We start from the raw sequence: 16,812 nt of genomic DNA on the forward strand, positions 1-16,812 counted from the left end.
GCGTCGTCCGAGGACGGCGGCGACGACGGCGGCACCACCGAGCTGACCATGCTCGTCAACGTCACCCCGAACCTCACCGAGGAGTTCTGGAACGAGCTGGTGAAGCCGTTCGAGGACGCGAACGCCGGCATCGACGTCGTCGTCCAGAACCCGGGCGCCGAGGGCGTGGCCGCCGCGCTGCCGCGCCTGCTCACGGCCGGCGACGCGCCCGACGTCGTGCAGTCGCTGCCGCCCACGGTCGAGATGGCACCCGAGCTCGTCGACCTCTCGGGGTACGACTGGGCCACGTCCGCCCCGCTCGCGGAGCAGTACTCGATCGAGGGCAAGACCTACATGGCCGGCATCGGCGTCCAGCTCCAGAGCCTGTGGTTCTACAACAAGACGGCGTTCGAGGAGGCCGGCATCACCGCCGTGCCCACCACCGTCGAGGAGCTCACCGACGCGCTCGGCAAGCTCGCCGACGCAGGCTGGACCCCGGTCCAGACCGGCGGCGACTGGATGACCAGCCACTCGCTGCAGGCCCTCGGCCTGCCGACGATCATCGCCGAGGACCCCGACTGGTTCGCGCGGATGAGCGCGGGCGAGGACACGTTCTCCGGGACCTACGGCCCCGCCGTCGAGACTTACGCCGAGTGGGTGGCCGAGGGCTACGTCCCCAAGGACGCGCTGGGCATCAAGTACCCGGACGCCGAGCAGGCGTTCCTGTCCGGCAAGAGCGCGATCTACCCCATGGGCAGCTGGTTCGCGGGCACCGAGGCGAAGGCCACCGACCCCGCCGACATCGGCGTCTTCCGCGCGCCCGCGTTCGAGGGGACCGACGGCCCGGCCATGGGCGCGAACATCGCCAGCCCGTACTCGATCCTCAAGTCGTCCGAGGACCAGGACGCTGCGGCGAAGCTCGTCGAGTTCCTCGTGACCGACCAGACGGCCGTCGCCGACCAGCTGGAGGTCGACGGCAACTTCCGCGACGGCTACGAGTACGAGATGACGGACCTCGGCACCGAGCTGCAGCAGATCGTCGCCGACACGCCCGCAGAGGCCTACACCCCGACCGGGCAGGGCTACGGCGAGCGCACGCTCCCCACCGGCTACTCCGACGAGATCAACGCCCAGACCCAGGCCCTCATCGGCGGCACCCCCGCCGCGGACGTGCTCTCGGCGATGGACGACTGGTTCGCCTCGAGCCTCGGCTGAGGCGGAGGTGAAGCGAAGGGTGAGGGCCGAGGAACGAGGCACTCGCCCGGAGCGGAACCGCAGACTCGGCCGACAGAAAGGATGGTCTGAGGCATGGCCTCCACCCTCGCCGTAGCGCCCGCACGCCGCCGCCCCGCGGCGCGCGTGTGGCGCGAGCGGCTCCCCGGCATCGTCATGGGCGGCCCGGCCGTCCTCGTGTTCCTGGCGATGTTCATCGTGCCGATGATCCTCGCCTTCGTGCTGAGCCTGACCGACTGGAACGGCTTCAGCCTGAGCTTCACGTTCATCGGCCTCGACAACTACGCCGAGGCGTTCCGCAACCCCCGCACGGTCGACGCGGCCGTCTTCACCGCGGTCGTGGCCTTCTTCGGCACGATCCTGTGCAACGGCGTCGGACTCGCGCTGGCCGCGCTCATCTCGGGGAGCGGGCGCGCGAACACGCTGATGCGCACGATCTTCTTCTACCCGTACATCATCAGCTCGCTGATCATCGGGTTCCTCTGGTCCGCGATGCTCGCGCCCGAGGGTGCGGTCAACGGCGTGCTCGCGCACGTCGGCATCCCGGCGGTCCCGTTCCTCACCGAGGTCGGCTTCGCCAAGGCGAGCGTGATCCTCACGATCGTGTGGTCGTCGTTCGGCTTCAACATGATCCTGTTCCTCGCCGGCATGAAGTCCGTGCCCCTCGAGTACTACGAGGCCGCGACGATCGACGGGGCCTCCCGGTGGCAGCAGTTCCGCAGCGTGACGATGCCGCTCATCGCGCCCGTCTTCACGGTGAACCTCGTGCTCACGCTGGTGGGCCTGCTCAAGGTGTACGACGTCGTGCTCGCGCTGACGGACGGCGGCCCCGCCGGGTCGACGCAGACGATCGTCTACCAGATCCTCAAGAACTCGTTCGGGCAGTCGGAGCTCGGCTTCGGCGCCGCGCAGTCCGTGATCCTGCTCGTCGTGACGGCCGTGCTCGGCCTGGCGGTGACGTTCGCCCGTCGCGGCGCGGAGAAGAAGGTGGCGGAGTGATGACCACGGCAGCACCCCAGCACCCCGGTGCGACGCAGCCCGGGCCGACGGCGCCCGGCGACCAGGGCGCGACGGCGACGCGTGCGGGCGGCCGGCCACGGCCGCGCCGCGCGCCGCGGGCCCGGGGGGCCCGCACCCCGTTGTCCGCCCGCGTCGTGAAGTGGACGGTGCTCGGGCTGGTCGCGGTGGTCATGCTCGTGCCGCTGTACACGATGGTGATCAACGCGTTCAAGCCGCAGGAGGAGATCATCGCCTCCCCGCTCGCGATCTCGCCGGACACGTTCAGCCTCGAGTACCTGCAGGCCGCGCTCACCAGCGAGAAGTTCAACGTCGTGAACGCCTACGGCATCACGCTGCTGTTCGTCGCGCTCGTGAACGTCTTCGGGATCGCCCTCGCGGCCCCCGTCGCGTACGTCATCGCCCGCGGCCGCTCGAAGTGGCACCTGGGGCTGCTGCTGCTCTTCGTGTCCGGGCTGTTCATCCCCGGCCAGGTCACGCTCATCCCGGTGGTCTTCGTCCTGCGGGTGCTGGGGCTGATCAACACCGTCCCGGGCTTCATCCTGTTCGAGACGGCGGCCACCCTGCCGGTGACGATCTTCCTGTTCGCCGCCTACCTGCGCACCGTGCCGCGCGACATCGACGAGGCCGCGTCGCTGGACGGTGCCGGCAAGATCCGTGCGTTCTGGTCGTGCCTCTTCCCGATCATGCGGCCCGTCGTGGCGACGATCGTCGTGCTGAACTCCATCAGCGTGTGGAACGACTTCGTCAGCCCGCAGATCATCCTCGGGCCGAGCTCCGGCATCTACACCGTCACGACCGGCGTGTACGCGGCGGTGGGCGAGTTCTCCACCGACTACACGACGGTCTTCCCGACGCTCCTGCTCGCCGTGGCGCCGGCGGTGCTGTTCTTCGTCCTCATGCAGCGGCACATCATCGGCGGCCTCGTCGCCGGCGCGACGAAGGGCTGACGCCGGTGCCGGAGCCGAAGATCCCCACGACCCCCCTGCGCGAGGTCCCCGCGTGGGCGGTGCTCGAGCGGCGCCTGTTCGACGCGACCGAGGAGGCCTGGCGCCTCTTCGCCGAGCGGTACTGCGGGCCCGACGGCCGCATACTGCACGCGGGCGGGTTCGAGCACCGCGACGGCGTGGACGACCTCTACGAGCCGTTCTTCAACTGGCCCGCGTTCTACGCGCTCGGCGGCAGCGACGACGTCCTCGACGCGGCCAAGCACCACTTCGAGGGCGTGACGACGCAGCTCACCGAGGCCGGCATGCTCACCGGCGAGTACGAGAACGGCTACGACTGGTTCCACCAGGGCGAGTCGCTGCTGTTCTTCTACGGCCTGTGCGCGGCCGACCCCGGCGACGAGCGGTTCGCCGAGCGCGCCCGCCGGTTCGCCGCGCTCTACACCGACCCGGCGCACGGCAACTACGACCCCGCGCGCAACATGGTCACCGCACCGCACAACGGGGCGCGCGGTCCGCTGCCCGGGCTGGGCACCGAGTGGCTGACGTACCCGGCGTCGCTCGACTACATGCGGCCCTACGGCCTGCCGCTGCACGGACTGCCGGGCATCTCGCGCTGGGAGGACCTCGAGGACCCGGCGAGGGCGCAGCTCATGGGCGACGAGCTGCAGCGTCGCGCGGCCGGGGACACGGCGGTCAACCTCGCGGCGACGTCGCTCGTCGTCAACCGGTGGCTGTACGACGGCGACGCCGCGTCGGCCGCGTGGGTCACCCGGTACGTCGACGGGTGGCGCGAGCGGGCGGCCGCCGGGAGCGCCCCGGGCGGGCTCATGCCCGACAACGTCGCGCCCGACGGGACGGTCGGCGGCCTGCACGACGGCGCCTGGTACGGCGGGCACTACGGCTGGACCTGGCCGCACGGCCTGCACTCCGTGGGCATGAGCACGCTGATCGGCGCGGTCAACGCGTCGTTCGTCTCCGGCGCGGGCACGGGCACGCGCGACGACGGGCCGCTGGACCTGGTGCGCACCATGCTCGACACGGTGCTGGAGCACGCGGTCACCGCCCCCGTCACCGAGACCCCGTTCAGCCTCCGGGGCAGCTGGCTGGAGCGCCTGGGGCCGCACGCCGCCGAGCCCGCCCTGCTGGTCCCGTACCGGTACGGCGCCGACGGCTGGTTCGACCTCGGCCCGCTCCAGCTCGACCTCCCCACCTGGCTGTGGTGGTGGACGCGCGACGACGGCGACCGCAAGCGGCTCGACCGCGTGCTGGAGGGGACGCCGGGCTCGGCCGAGGTGCGCCCGTTCCGCGACAAGGTCGAGGCCGGGCACGAGGGGCCGTGGCTCGCGTTCCTCGACGGGCGGCTGCCCGACTACCCGGAGCGGGCGCTCTCGATGGCGCTCGGGCAGCTCGCGCGCCGCGTCGCGCTGATGGACGCCGAGCCGGTGGACCCCCAGACCGTGCACCTGCACTTCTGGCAGCGCGCCAACCCCGTGGTCACCGAGGTGCTGGGGCAGCTCGTCACCGGCACGCCGCAGACGCTCTACAACGGCGGCCTGCCGTTCGCCGCCGTCGCGTACACGGACGCCGACCGCGGCCGGCCGGGCCTGCCGCCCGACGTCGCCGCGCTGGTCACGTCCCTCGACGCGAGATCGAGGTATCCGGCGCGAGATCGAGGTACCGAGGGTCGACCTGGCGACGGCTACGTCGATCTCGGCGACGACACCGGGCGCGTCGAGCTCACGCTGGTCAACCTGTCCACCACGCGCACGCGTCGGGTGCGTGTACGCCCGTCGCGGTTCGGCGAGCAGCGGCTCGTCGGAGTCGTCGTCCGCGGCGAGACCGGCGGCGCGTACCCAGGCCCGTCCACGGCGTCGGCCGCGACGCCGGGGTCGGCGACCTCCGTGACGCTCCCCCTCGACGCCGACGACCTGCTCGTCGAGCTCCCGCCGTCGCACCGCGCCGACCTCGTGCTGCGCACCGCGCCCTCTGGGGCGCGGCCGCACCACCAGCACGTCGCGACGCCGCGGCACCACCACCCGCACGCCGGAGGAACCCTGCGATGACCCTTCCCAGCACGCCCGACGGCCACCCCCGCGCGTCGAACGGACACCCGGCGCCCGCGGGCACCGACGCCCCGCTCGTGCGGCCCGACGTCACGCTGCCCGTGCGCGGTGGCGCCTACCGGCGGCCCGACGCGGGCACGGTGGCGCGGCTGGGGCAGGTCTCCTCGGCCACCGCGTGCGCGAAGCTGCACGGCCTGGGCCTCCGGCACTCGTTCGTCGAGGGGCCGCGGCCGCTGGCGCCCGGGTACCGGGTGGTGGGCTCGGCGCTGACGCTGCAGTTCATGCCGCAGCGGGAGGACCTCGCCGCCGGCGACGAGCAGGAGTACGTCGAGCGGCACACCGCGCTGTGGCACGTGCTCGAGGCGGCCCGGCCCGGCGACGTGCTGGTGATCCAGGCGTACGGCAGCCGGTTCTCGGGGTGCGTGGGCGACATCCTCGCCCGCTACTTCCAGCGCCGGGGCGGGGCCGGGATCGTCGTGGACGGCCGCATCCGCGACTCCGGGAAGATCCGCGACCTCGGGCTGCCGGTGTGGTCCACAGGCGTCACCCCGCACTACGCCTCGCAGTCCGAGCTGTTCCCGTGGGCGTACGACGTGCCCGTCGCCGTGGGCGGCGTGCTGTGCCTGCCCGGCGACCTCGTCGTCGCCGACGACGACGGCCCCGTCATCGTGCCGCAGGCGATGGCCGAGGAGGTCGTCGCGTCCGCGCAGGACCACGAGGAGTGGGAGGGCTTCAGCCGCCTGCGCCTCGACGAGGGCGCGCGGCTCAGCGACTACTACCCGCTCACCCCCGACACGCGAGGGGAGTTCGAGGCATGGCGTTCCGCGCAGAGCTCCGCCCGCTGAGCGCGGCGGGCAGCGGCGGCCCCGGCGGGGTCGCGACGACCACGACGGTCGCGTCGTCGTTCGGCCTGGGCTGCGCGCCGATCGGCAACCTCTTCACGCCGGTGGCCGAGGCGGACGCCGAGGCGACGGTGGGCCGCGCCCTGGAGCGTGGCGTCCGGTTCTTCGACACCGCGCCGCACTACGGCGAGGGCGTCAGCGAGCGCCGGCTGGGGGCCGCGCTCTCGGGTGTCGCCCGCGACTCCGTCGTGATCGCCACCAAGGTGGGCCGGGTGATCGTGGACGCCGACGGCGTCCCCGTGCCGACCGGGGGCACCGGCTCCGCCACGGCGGGCGACCTCAGCCGCGACGGCGTCCTGCGCAGCCTCGAGGGCAGCCTCGCGCGGCTCGGCACCGACCGCGTGGACCTGCTCTACCTGCACGACCCGGCCGACGTCGACGCCGCGCTGCACCCGGGACGGGGTGCGCTGCCGGCGCTGCTGGAGCTGCGCGACCAGGGCGTCGTGCGGGCGGTGGGCGTGGGGATGGGGCGGAACGCGCCGGTCGCCCGCCTGGTGCGCGAGGCCGCCGGCGCGCTGGACGTCGTCATGCCCGCCGGCCGGGTCACGCTGCTGGACCGCACGGCCCTGGTCGACCTGCTGCCCGCGGCCCGCGAGCGCGGCGTCGGAGTGGTCGCCGCCGGGGTGTACAACTCCGGCGTCCTCGCCGACCCCGTCGGCGCCCCGTTCTTCGACTACCACCCGGCGTCGCCGGAGCAGGTGGACCGGGCGCTGCGGATGGCGGCCGCGTGCCACGCGGCGGGCGTCCCGCTGCCCGCCGCTGCCGCCCGCTGGCCGCTGCGGGTCGACGGCGTCGAGGCCGTCGTCGTCGGCGCGCGCACGCCGGCGGAGGTCGACGCGTTCGCGGACGCCGCCGACGCCGCGATCCCCGACCACCTGTGGACGACCCTCGACGCCGTCGCCCGATGACCTCTCCCGCCGAACCCTCCCTGCCGAACATGCGGTTTCTCCGGGATTCACGGCCCGAAACCCGGACCAACGACATGGTCGGCGGCGCGTAAGGGCATGGTCGGCGACCGGATGCCGGCGGTTGACCAGCTGGTGGACGCGCACGTGCACCTGTGGGACACGGCCGCGATGCGGATCTCGTGGTTCCGCGACGACCTGGGTCTCCCCCGCCGCGTCGCCCCCGACGACCTCGCCGCCGCGGTCGCGACGGCGCCGGTGACCGTCCGCGCCGCCGTCGCCGTCCAGGCCGCGGACACGGAGACCGAGGCGCGCTGGCTCGCGCGCCAGGCCGGCGCGCACGGCCCGCTGCCGGGGCCGGTCGTGCTGCAGTACGACGCCCGCCCCGACGTCCCCGATGCCTGGGCGGGCATGGCGCAGCCCGTGATCGACGACGGCGTGCCCGTCGCGGGCCTCCGGCTCGCCGTCCCCGGCGGCGCCGCGGACCTGTCCGACGTCGCGGGGCTCGACCGTCTGTGCGAGGGCCTGGCCGCCACGGGCCGCGTGCTCGAGACGCTGGTACGACCGAGCCAGCTGCCCGGCGTCGCGGCGCTCGCGTCACGGCACCCGGCGCTCGACGTCGTCGTCTGCCACCTGGGTCTCGGCGCCGGCGAGCCCGACCGCGCATGGCGCGACGCCCTCGCCGGCCTGGCGGCCCGCCCGCGTGTGCACGCCAAACTCTCCGGCCTGCACCGGGCCGCCTCGGACCCCGCGGTGGCCGACGAGGCCGCCCGCGTCGCCGCGGCCGTCCGCGCCGCCGTCGATGCGTTCGGCGCGGAGCGGCTGCTGTTCGGCAGCGACTGGCCGATGTCGGCGCGCGTAGCGCCGTACGCCGAGATCGTCGACCGCACCGCCCGCGCGCTCCCCGCGCTCGACGACGCGGGCACGACGGCGATGTGGTCCAGAACCGCCGACCGCCTCTACGGCGGCGCCGTGCCCTTCACCAGCCCGGGGTGACTCTCGACCGGAGCCGCTTGCTAGGCGAACCTGGCCCGTGCCTCGGGACTCCCAGGGGAGAAGCAGTTCACCAGCGTCCCGTCCGGGTCCCGGACGAGCAGCGACCGGTTGCCCCACGGCATGGTGGTCGGCGGGGTGACCACCTCGACCGTGTCGTCGAGGCGGGCGAACAGCCCGTCCACGTCGTCGACGCGGAACTCGACGATGGCGGTGCGGTTGTGCGCGGGCTCCGCTGACCCGGGGCCGAACAGCGGGACGGTACGGATGCTGCCGATGGCGAGGGTGCCCCGCTCCGTGCGCACCTCGGCGAACAGGGGCGACGGACGGTCCGCCGTGACGCCGGTGAGCCGCTCGTAGAAGGCGGTCAGCCGATCGACGTCGTCGGTGATGAGGCGCACGGAGGCGAGGGTCGTGCGGTCGTTCATGGTGGTCCTCCCGGTCGCGGCCACGGGCGTTCCCCGCGACTCCCGACCAGCGTCTCGCCGCTCCGCGACACCCCTGTGTCGGTGTTTCGACGATTCCCCGACCGTTCGGCCCGGGATCAGCCCAGGAGGGTGAGGGTCCGCAGGTCCCCCTCCGGCACCTGGATGTCCTCGGGCCGCACGGTCCGCCGGGGAGCCTGCTCGCTGGTCGCGGTGACCTTGTCGACCCGGTCGAGGCGGAAGGCACGGATCCCCTCGCGCAGCCGGCACCAGGCCAGCAGGTACCACCCGGTGGAGGACCCGACGAACCCGAGCGGCTCGACGTCGCGAGCGGTCCCGGTGCCATCCCGGTCGGTGTACCGCAGCCGCAGGACGCGGCGTGCGGAGATGGCGTCGGCGAGGACGGCGGGGATCGCGGGCCCGTCGAGGGGCGCGCCGAGCAGGTGGACGCGGGCGGCGAGGTCGTGCGCGGCGGCCGCGTCGTCGTCGCGCATGGCCGCGAGGATCTTGCGCAGCGCCGTCGAGCCGCCGCCCGCGAACGGCGTCCCGGCCAGGCCGCCCAGGGCGACGGCGACGGCCACCGCCTCGTCGGGGCTGAAGTTCACCGGGGGCAGCGTCCTGGCGCGGTCGAGGCAGTAGCCCCCCGTGCGGCCCGGCTCGGCCCAGACCGGCACGCCGGCGTGCTGCAGCGCGCTGATGTCCCGCTCCACGGTCCGTCGGCTCACCTCGAACCGACCGGCCAACCACGACGCGCTCCGCGGGCGCGGGGCGACGGCCCGCAGCTCCTCGACGATCGCGTACATCCGGTCGGTCCGGTTCACGCGACGACCCTATGTGGACCACCGGCGGCCCCGCGCCCGCGCCGGCCGCCCGTCCCTCTCACATGGGAGGATCCCCGACAGCGCCGGTCGCCAGTACCGGCCGTCGACCCACCGGAGGAACGATGTTCGCGAGGTCCCTCGGGGACGACGGCGCCGAGTTACGCCCGCTGGAGCCGTGGCACGCCGAGGAGCTGCTGGCGACGATCGACCGCGGCCGCGAGTTCATCGGTCGGTTCGTCGGCCTGCCCGACCGGATCACCGACCTGGACTCCAGCCGGTCGTTCCTCGCCGCGTACGCCCAGAAGGCAGCCACCGACACCGGGCGCCTCTACGGCATCTGGACGGACGGCACGCTGGTGGGTGGCGTCCTGTTCCGCACCATGAGCGTGGAGGTGGGCAGTGCCGAGGCAGGCTGCTGGCTGGAGCCGGCGGCCGCGGGGCGCGGTCTCGTGACCCGCGCGGCGCGCGTCATCATCGACTGGGCGATCCGCGAGCGCGGCATCCACCGCGTCGAGTGGTGGGTCGCGTCGGGCAACGCACCGAGCATCGCCGTCGCCCGCCGGCTGGGGATGCGGCGCGACGGCGTGCTGCGCGAGCACCACGAGTACCGCGGGGTGCGGCAGGACATCGAGGTCTGGTCGGTCCTGGCGCCGGAGTGGCAGTCCCAGCCCGTGCCCCCGGGCCAGGTCACGGGGGTGGAGCTGGTCGGCGGGGTCGAGCGACGCGAGATCGTGCTCGTCGACCCCGACCCCCGGTGGTCGGCGCGGTTCGAGCAGGAGCGCGAGCGCATCCTCGCGGCCCTGGGGCCGCGGGCGACGCGGGTCGACCACGTCGGGTCCACGGCGGTGCCGGGGCTCGCGGCGAAGCCGATCGTCGACATCGACGTCAGCGTGCCGGACGTCGAGGACGAGGACGCCTACCTCCCCGCCCTCCTCGACGCGGGGTACGAGCTGCGGGTGCGCGAGCCCGGCCACCGGCTGGTCCGCACTCCCGCGCGCGACGTGCACGTGCACGTCTGCTCGGCGGGCAGCGACTGGGAGCGACAGCACCTGCTCTTCCGCGACCGGCTCCGGCACGACGCCGGCGACCGCGCCGCGTACGCGGCGCTCAAGCGCGAGCTCGCCGCCCGCGAGTGGCCGAGCATGAACGACTACGCCGACGCCAAGGGCGGGCTGATCGCCCAGATCACCGACCGTGCGGAGGCATGGGCGGCCGCGACCGGCTGGCAGGCGTAGGTCGCTCCCGGCGCCGTCGCGCTCAGGCCGTCGGCCCGGTCCCGCCGTCGTCCAGCAGCGTCCCCGCCGCGTGCGCCTCGAAGAGCTCGGACGCGGCGGCGGCGTCCCCGGCGTCGAGGACGTCGAGGAGGCTGCGGTGCCAGTCGGCGACCTGGTGCCAGTCGCCGGTGAACTCGGGGTCGCCCAGCAGGTGCATGGAGCGGAGGCTCGGCTCGATGATGTCCCACATGCGCGGCAGGTAGGTGTTGCCGCTGGCCTCGATGACGGCGCGGTGGAAGCCGAAGTCGAGCTCGCGGAACGCCGGCAGGTCCTGGGCGTCGACGGCCCGGTGCATCTCGTCGATCACCTTCTCCAGGCTGGAGCGCGCCTCGGTGGCGAGCCGCCCGCAGGCGAGCCGGCCGGCGAGCGCCTCCAGCGCCACGCGCGCCTGCTTGGCCTGCTGCGCCTCCTCGTCGGAGTACTGCGCGACGAAGTTGCCCTGGTGGCGCACGTGGGTCACGAGGCCCTCGTGGGCGAGCCGCTTGAGGGCGTCGCGCACGGGGGCCTGGCTCACCTGCAGCCTGCGGGCGAGCTGCGACTCCACGAGCTGCTCCCCTGGCGCCAGGGCCGACGTCTTGATCATCGACTTGATGAGGTCGTAGATCTGGTCGGACAGGAGCCCGCGCTGCAGCCCCGTGATCGAGCTCAGTGCGTCGCTCATGGCCGCACCGTCGCGCCGTCGTCGACCGTCGAGGGCGCCGCAGCGTCGTCCTCGACGGCGCCGGCGCGGTAGGCCTCGAGCCACGCGTCGGCGATCAGCCGCGAGGCGGCAGGCAGGGGGTGGACGCCGTCGGGCGCGAGGGCCGCGGCGCCCACGTCCTGGGCGGCGCGGGACAGCAGCGCGTGCAGCGGCACGACGGCGGCGCCGACCTCGGCCGCGAGGCGCCGGACCACGCCGCGCTTGCCGTCGAGGTCGGCGAGCCAGCCGCGCTGCTCGTCACGCACCGGCAGGAGGAAGGGCTCGACGAGGATCAGCCGCGGGCCGCCGAGCACCCGAGCCAGGAGGCGTCGGTACGTGGCCTCGAACGACGCGGCCGTCGTCTCGTCGTCGCTGTCGAAGCGCCGCCAGGTGTCGTTGACGCCGACGTAGACGGTGAGCACGTCGGGCGCGGTCGGCGCGACGTCGCGCTCCCAGCGGCGCTCCAGGTCGACGGCGCGGTCGCCCCCGATCCCCACGTTGACCACGTCGACGTCGGGGAGGTCGCGCGCGACGAGGCTCACGTAGCCGTCGCCGAGCGAGGCCCGGTCGGCGCGGTCCCGACCGGCGTCGGTGATCGAGTCCCCGACGAAGACGAGGCGTGGTGCGGCTGGGCTGCTGGTCATGGCTCTCCTTCGATCCGATGCGGCGGCTCCGACGGTAGCGGGTCGGGCGCCCCACCGACATCTTGTCACCGATTATCGATTAATGTAACGTCCCCCACGCTGCCAGTCGTGGGTCGAGGCCGACCCGACACGTCCATGACCATCACCGAAGAGGTCGGAGCACTCGCAATGAAGCGACATCTGTCAGCCCTGCTCGCCGCCTGCGTCGTCGGCAGTCTCGTCGGCACAGGCGTCCCTGCCGCCGCGGCGCACGCGGCCACGCACCCCGCCCACGACCGGGCGCACGTCGAGAAGAACCCCGCGAAGCCCCCCAAGGAGATCACCCTGTTCGTCGCCCCCGACGGGGACGACGACGCCAAGGGCTCGCAGAAGAACCCCCTGCGCACGCTGGAGGGCGCCCGCGACACCATCCGCGAGCTCAAGCAGCGCCCCGGGCTGCGCGACCGCGCCGTCACCGTCTACCTGCGCGGGGGAACGTACCAGCGCGACGCGTCGTTCACCCTCGGCGAGGAGGACTCCGGCACCGCGGACGCCCCGGTCACCTACCGGTCCTACCCCGGCGAGACGGCCACCCTCTCTGGCGGCACCGAGCTGCCCTACGACGGCTTCTCCCCCGTCACCGACGCAGCCGTCCTCGACCGGATCGTCGAGACGTCCGCGCACGACGACGTCCTGCAGATCGACCTGGCCGGGCTCGGCATCGACGACTACGGCCAGATGAGCCGCCACGGGTACTGGAAGGCCAACGACGTCAGCACGACGCCCCCGATGGAGCTCTACGTCGACGGCGAGGACATGACCCTCGCCCGCTGGCCCAACGCCGGCGCGGTGACGGACACCGTGCAGATGGACGAGATCCTCGACCCGGGCCCCGTCGAGGGCGACGCCGACCTGCAGGACCGCGGCGGGGTGTTCAGCTACTCCTACGACCGGCCCGGGTACTGGGGGCAGGCCGACGACATCTGGCTGGACGGCATCTTCGGCCAGAGCTGGGAGTGGTCGTACAACAAGATCGAGTCCATCGACACGGACGCGCGGACGATCACGCTGCGCTACGGCGAGATGTCGGGCCTGATGAAGACCTGGTACCCCGACTTCCACTTCGCGCAGAACCTCCTGGAGGAGCTCGACGCGCCGGGCGAGTACTACATCGACCGTGATGCCGGCACGCTCTACCTGGTGCCGAACGCGTCGTTCCTCGCCGAGCGCGGCGCGCCCGTCGTCACGACGCTCGACGAGCCGATGATCCGCACCGACGGCGCCTCCCACGTGACGTTCGACGACCTGGTCCTGGAGTACGGGCGGGCCATGGGCGCCGTGATCCTCGGCGGCAGCCACGTGACCATCTCGAACAGCGACGTCCAGAACTTCTCCGACGGCGGGGTCTCCATCAACTCCCCCGGCCGCTACACCTACGACGGGATCCCGGTGAACCGCGGCGGACGCGACCACGCCGTCGTCTCCAGCGAGATCCGGCACGTGGGCGGCCTCGGCGTCGCCCTGACCGGCGGGAACAAGACCACGCTCGAACCCGGTCGCAACCGCGTGGAGAACTCGCACATCCACGACTTCGCCTACTACCACAAGGCGTACAACCCGGGCGTGATGTTCGACGGGGTCGGCAACGTGGCGCGCGGCAACGAGATCAACGACGCCCCCCACCCGGGGATCATCGTGCACGGCAACGACCACCTGTTCGAGCAGAACGAGGTCTACGACGTCTGCAAGACGTTCCAGGACCTCGGCGCGATCTACATGAACGCGGGCGCGACCCCGCAGCAGCGCGGGCACGTGTTCCGGCAGAACTACTTCCACGACGTCGGCCTGGACAAGCACGGCGTCGAGGGCATCTACGCCGACAACTTCACGTGGGACCTGGAGATCAGCCAGAACGTCTTCGTGAACATGGGCAACGACGCCATCAAGTCCGGCTCGGCCGACTACATCGACGCCACCAACAACGTGTTCGTCGACACGACCGTCCCGTACGACAACTACACGCAGTGGATGGGCGACGGCGAGAACAACACCGTCGACCGGGTGTACATGCCGACGTGGCGCAAGGTCTTCGCCGACAACGACGACTTCGTCGGCACGCCGTACCTGGAGAAGTACCCCGAGCTGGCGCACTTCTTCGAGGACAACCACTACTACCCGGACCACAGCTCCTTCGACCGCAACGTGGTCTGGAACCCGACCCGGCCGCGCAACGCCGACGTCAACGCCGAGGGCGCGCTCGACCGGAACGCGCTGCTGAACTACGGCGACAACTGGGTGACGGACGCCGACCCCGGCTTCGTCGACGCGGCGGGCGGCGACTACACGTTCACCGACGACGCCGCCGTCTTCGACGAGATCCCCGGCTTCGAGGCGATCCCGTTCGCCGAGATCGGCACCGACGGCCACGTGGGGCACTCGCAGTCGCCCGGCGAGGTCGCGCTGGAGTCCCTGCAGCTCCCCGCCGACCAGCTCGCGGTGACCCTGGGCGACGAGATCGCCTTCCGGGCGTCGGCCCTGCCGTGGGACGCGACGGACCAGGCCGTGACGTACGCGTCGAGCGACCCGGAGGTGCTCACGGTCGACGCCGGCGGCGTGCTGACGGCCGTCGCGCCGGGCGAGGCCGTCGTGTCGGTGGAGGCGACGGGCGACCCGACGATCCGCGACGAGGCCACTGTGTCGGTGGCCGCGGGCGACGGCGTGCTGCACTTCACCGACTTCGAGTCGGGGGCGGGCGGCTGGCCCACCGACCCGAACCGCGCGATCGCCGACGACGGGACGGGCAACCGGGTCTACCGCGTCGTCGGCGGGGCGAACGGGCAGCTCGACCGGTCGTTCTCCGAGTACGTGCTCGACTACACGGTCACGACGCCCGCCGAGGTGCCGGAGGGCGCCGAGATGATCGTCTACGACCGGGCGGGCGCGACGCCGGGCGGGTTCGTCCGGTACCGGCACGCCGCGGGCGGCTCGACCTGGACGGTGCACGACGCCGCGTGGGGGACGGTTCAGGAGGTGACGCTCCCCGCCGGCCAGGGCCTGGAGCCCGGCACCGCCTACGACGTGCGCGTCGTGGTCACCGCACAGACGGTCCGCGTGCTCCTGGACGGCGAGCTCGTGGTCGAGGGCGCCAACCCGGCCCCCGACGCGGCCGGGAAGGTCGGGTTCTACGTCCAGGGGTTCGCGCACCTGGACTTCGACGACGTGCGGTTCTCCCTGGTGGGCGTGGACCTCACGGGTCTCGCGCTCTCGCCGTCGGCCGCGACCCTCGAGCCGGGCGAGCGCCGCGCGCTCGACCCGACGTTCACGCCGTCCGACGCGACGGGCACCCAGCTCGAGTGGGTCTCGAGCGACCCCGCCGTGGCCACCGTGGCCGACGACGGCACGGTCCGTGCCGTGGCGGCCGGCTCCGCGACGATCACCGCGACGTCGGTGGCCCACCCGGAGATCACGGCATCGTCGACGATCACCGTGCAGGCCGCCGATCACCCGGTGACCGACCTCGGCGCCGGGCTGCTGGAGGAGGCGAGCTGGTCGCCGGCCGACAAGGTCACCGTCGCGGACGGGCGCGCGCACTTCGCCCCCAGCGAGGAGTACGGCTTCGCGCCGACGACGTTCGGTGACGAGCTGCTCCGGTTCGACGCGTCGTTCGGGCAGTTCAACGGCGGGTGGTTCGGCTTCTCGGTGCGCTCGAAGCAGGCGGGCGCGGGGGTGTGGGAGAACTCCAACTCGGGCTACCTCGTGGTGATCAAGGAGGACCAGATCGAGATGCAGAGCTGGAAGCCCGGCGTCTTCATGATCGACATCTTCCCGAACGACGTCATCGATCCGGGCTCGACCCACGAGATCACCTTCGGGGCCCTCGACGTCGACGGCGGCACCCGGATCGTGCTGCGCGTCGACGGCGAGCCCGTGTGGAGCTACCTCGACCGCGGGGCCGACAACCCCCTGGCGACCGACGGGTACTTCCACGTCTATCGCCAGGGCGCGGCCGGGGAGATGAGCGTGGCGCCGGCGGCCTGACGGCTGGCAGCGGTCGCTGCCGGTGTCCGCGGCGAGGGGTGGACGGGTCTTCCCGCCCACCCCTCGTCGTGCCAGGCTCGGCGCCGTGAGCCTCGCCGAGCACCCCGTGACCAGCCCGGACGCCGTCCGGCCCGCCTACCTGGAGGCCGCGGCGCGAGCCGCCGTCCTGCTGGCCGACCCGCGCGTCGCCAGCGCCTGGGCCGACGGGTCCGTGCTCGCCGGGATGACGGTCGGCGCGCTCGCCGGCCACGTCGCGCGCAGCGTGCTCCAGGTGGAATGGTTCCTCGACGGACCGCTCGACGACACCCTCGAGGCCACCTCCGGGGTGACCTACTACGCCCGCATCACCGACGCGGCGGACCCGGGCTCGGACCTCAACCGCGGCGTGCGGGCGCGCAGCGAGGAGTCGGCGGCCGCCGGCCCCGTGGCCGTGGCGGGCGACACGGCCGCCGCCCTCGACCGCGTCCGGGACCGCCTGCTGCGGGAGCCGGCGGACCGCCGCGTGGCGATCCTGCACCGGCCGGGCGAGGAGATGCTCCTCGACGAGTACCTCCGCACCCGTTGCGTCGAGCTGGCCGTGCACACCGACGACCTGGCGCTGAGCGTCGGGGCGGACGCGCGCGCCCCCGAGGCGGCGACGGCGGTCGCGATCGACCTGCTCGTCGGCGCCGGTGCCGCGCGGCACGGCTCGCTCGCCGTGCTGCGGGCGCTCACCCGCCGCGAGCGCGACGAGGTCGGGGCGTTGCGCGTGCTGTGAGCGGCCCGCGCCCCTTTTCGCGAACGGGCCGGGTCGCAAATCCTCCAATCTCTCGGCACCTCGAGCGCGCGCTTCTTGCGATCTTGATGCGATCGTGGCTACGTTGGGGCTCTAGTCATCCGATGTTTACGCTGAATCGCCACGAAGAGGTGC

The 16,812-nt window shown here is 73.2% G+C and carries 14 protein-coding genes; 10 read left to right on the forward strand and 4 right to left on the reverse strand.

Annotated elements, in window-relative coordinates; genetic code table 11:
* The 7 genes from ABD254_RS07485 to ABD254_RS07515 all read left to right on the forward strand — a co-directional run.
* The coding region (locus tag ABD254_RS07485) for an ABC transporter substrate-binding protein (RefSeq protein WP_344247146.1) at positions 1-1,194 on the forward strand (1,194 nt) is incomplete at its 5' end.
* Between the two features lie 93 nt (positions 1,195-1,287).
* Positions 1,288-2,211, forward strand: a complete 924-nt coding sequence (locus ABD254_RS07490) for a carbohydrate ABC transporter permease (protein WP_344247148.1) — start codon at positions 1,288-1,290, stop codon at positions 2,209-2,211.
* Entirely contained in the window at positions 2,211-3,179 is a 969-nt protein-coding gene (locus ABD254_RS07495; protein ID WP_344247150.1) for a carbohydrate ABC transporter permease, read from the forward strand. Before ABD254_RS07490 ends, ABD254_RS07495 begins: the two co-directional genes overlap by 1 nt.
* Positions 3,180-3,184: 5 nt before the next feature.
* Positions 3,185-5,242 carry a DUF8034 domain-containing protein gene (locus ABD254_RS07500; protein ID WP_344247152.1) on the forward strand — a complete coding sequence of 686 codons (2,058 nt, stop codon included), beginning with the start codon at positions 3,185-3,187 and terminating at the stop codon, positions 5,240-5,242.
* Positions 5,239-6,087: an RraA family protein gene (locus ABD254_RS07505; RefSeq protein WP_344247154.1), complete on the forward strand. Its 849-nt coding sequence runs from the start codon at positions 5,239-5,241 to the stop codon at positions 6,085-6,087. Before ABD254_RS07500 ends, ABD254_RS07505 begins: the two co-directional genes overlap by 4 nt.
* Positions 6,057-7,052, forward strand: a complete 996-nt coding sequence (locus tag ABD254_RS07510; RefSeq protein WP_344247156.1) for an aldo/keto reductase — start codon at positions 6,057-6,059, stop codon at positions 7,050-7,052. Before ABD254_RS07505 ends, ABD254_RS07510 begins: the two co-directional genes overlap by 31 nt.
* A gap of 111 nt (positions 7,053-7,163) precedes the next feature.
* Positions 7,164-8,045: an amidohydrolase family protein gene (locus ABD254_RS07515; RefSeq protein WP_344247158.1), complete on the forward strand. Its 882-nt coding sequence runs from the start codon at positions 7,164-7,166 to the stop codon at positions 8,043-8,045.
* Between the two features lie 20 nt (positions 8,046-8,065).
* Here the strand turns inward: ABD254_RS07515 and ABD254_RS07520 are convergent, their stop codons facing one another.
* Positions 8,066-8,470, reverse strand: coding sequence for a VOC family protein (locus ABD254_RS07520; RefSeq protein ID WP_344247160.1), 405 nt, complete (start codon positions 8,468-8,470; stop codon positions 8,066-8,068).
* Positions 8,471-8,586: 116 nt separating this feature from the next.
* Positions 8,587-9,288 (reverse strand): helix-turn-helix transcriptional regulator, encoded by a 702-nt coding sequence (locus tag ABD254_RS07525; RefSeq protein WP_344247162.1) that lies wholly within the window; start codon positions 9,286-9,288, stop codon positions 8,587-8,589.
* 122 nt (positions 9,289-9,410) lie between these two features.
* Here ABD254_RS07525 and ABD254_RS07530 point away from each other — a divergent pair, with 122 nt between their 5' ends.
* Complete coding sequence (locus tag ABD254_RS07530; protein ID WP_344247164.1) at positions 9,411-10,523, forward strand: GNAT family N-acetyltransferase; 1,113 nt, start codon at positions 9,411-9,413, stop codon at positions 10,521-10,523.
* A gap of 22 nt (positions 10,524-10,545) precedes the next feature.
* Here ABD254_RS07530 and ABD254_RS07535 read toward each other — a convergent pair whose 3' ends face one another.
* Both ABD254_RS07535 and ABD254_RS07540 read right to left on the reverse strand, forming a co-directional pair.
* Entirely contained in the window at positions 10,546-11,223 is a 678-nt protein-coding gene (locus ABD254_RS07535) for a GntR family transcriptional regulator (RefSeq protein WP_344247166.1), read from the reverse strand.
* Positions 11,220-11,885 (reverse strand): SGNH/GDSL hydrolase family protein, encoded by a 666-nt coding sequence (locus ABD254_RS07540; protein WP_344247168.1) that lies wholly within the window; start codon positions 11,883-11,885, stop codon positions 11,220-11,222. Before ABD254_RS07540 ends, ABD254_RS07535 begins: the two co-directional genes overlap by 4 nt.
* Positions 11,886-12,053: 168 nt before the next feature.
* Between ABD254_RS07540 and ABD254_RS07545 the strand changes: the two genes are divergently transcribed.
* Complete coding sequence (locus tag ABD254_RS07545; protein WP_344247170.1) at positions 12,054-15,902, forward strand: Ig-like domain-containing protein; 3,849 nt, start codon at positions 12,054-12,056, stop codon at positions 15,900-15,902.
* 85 nt (positions 15,903-15,987) lie between these two features.
* Positions 15,988-16,659, forward strand: coding sequence for a maleylpyruvate isomerase N-terminal domain-containing protein (locus tag ABD254_RS07550; protein WP_344247172.1), 672 nt, complete (start codon positions 15,988-15,990; stop codon positions 16,657-16,659).
* The last annotated feature ends 153 nt before the right edge of the window (positions 16,660-16,812 follow it).

Source organism: Isoptericola hypogeus, assembly GCF_039531145.1.
GTDB lineage: Bacteria > Actinomycetota > Actinomycetes > Actinomycetales > Cellulomonadaceae > Isoptericola > Isoptericola hypogeus.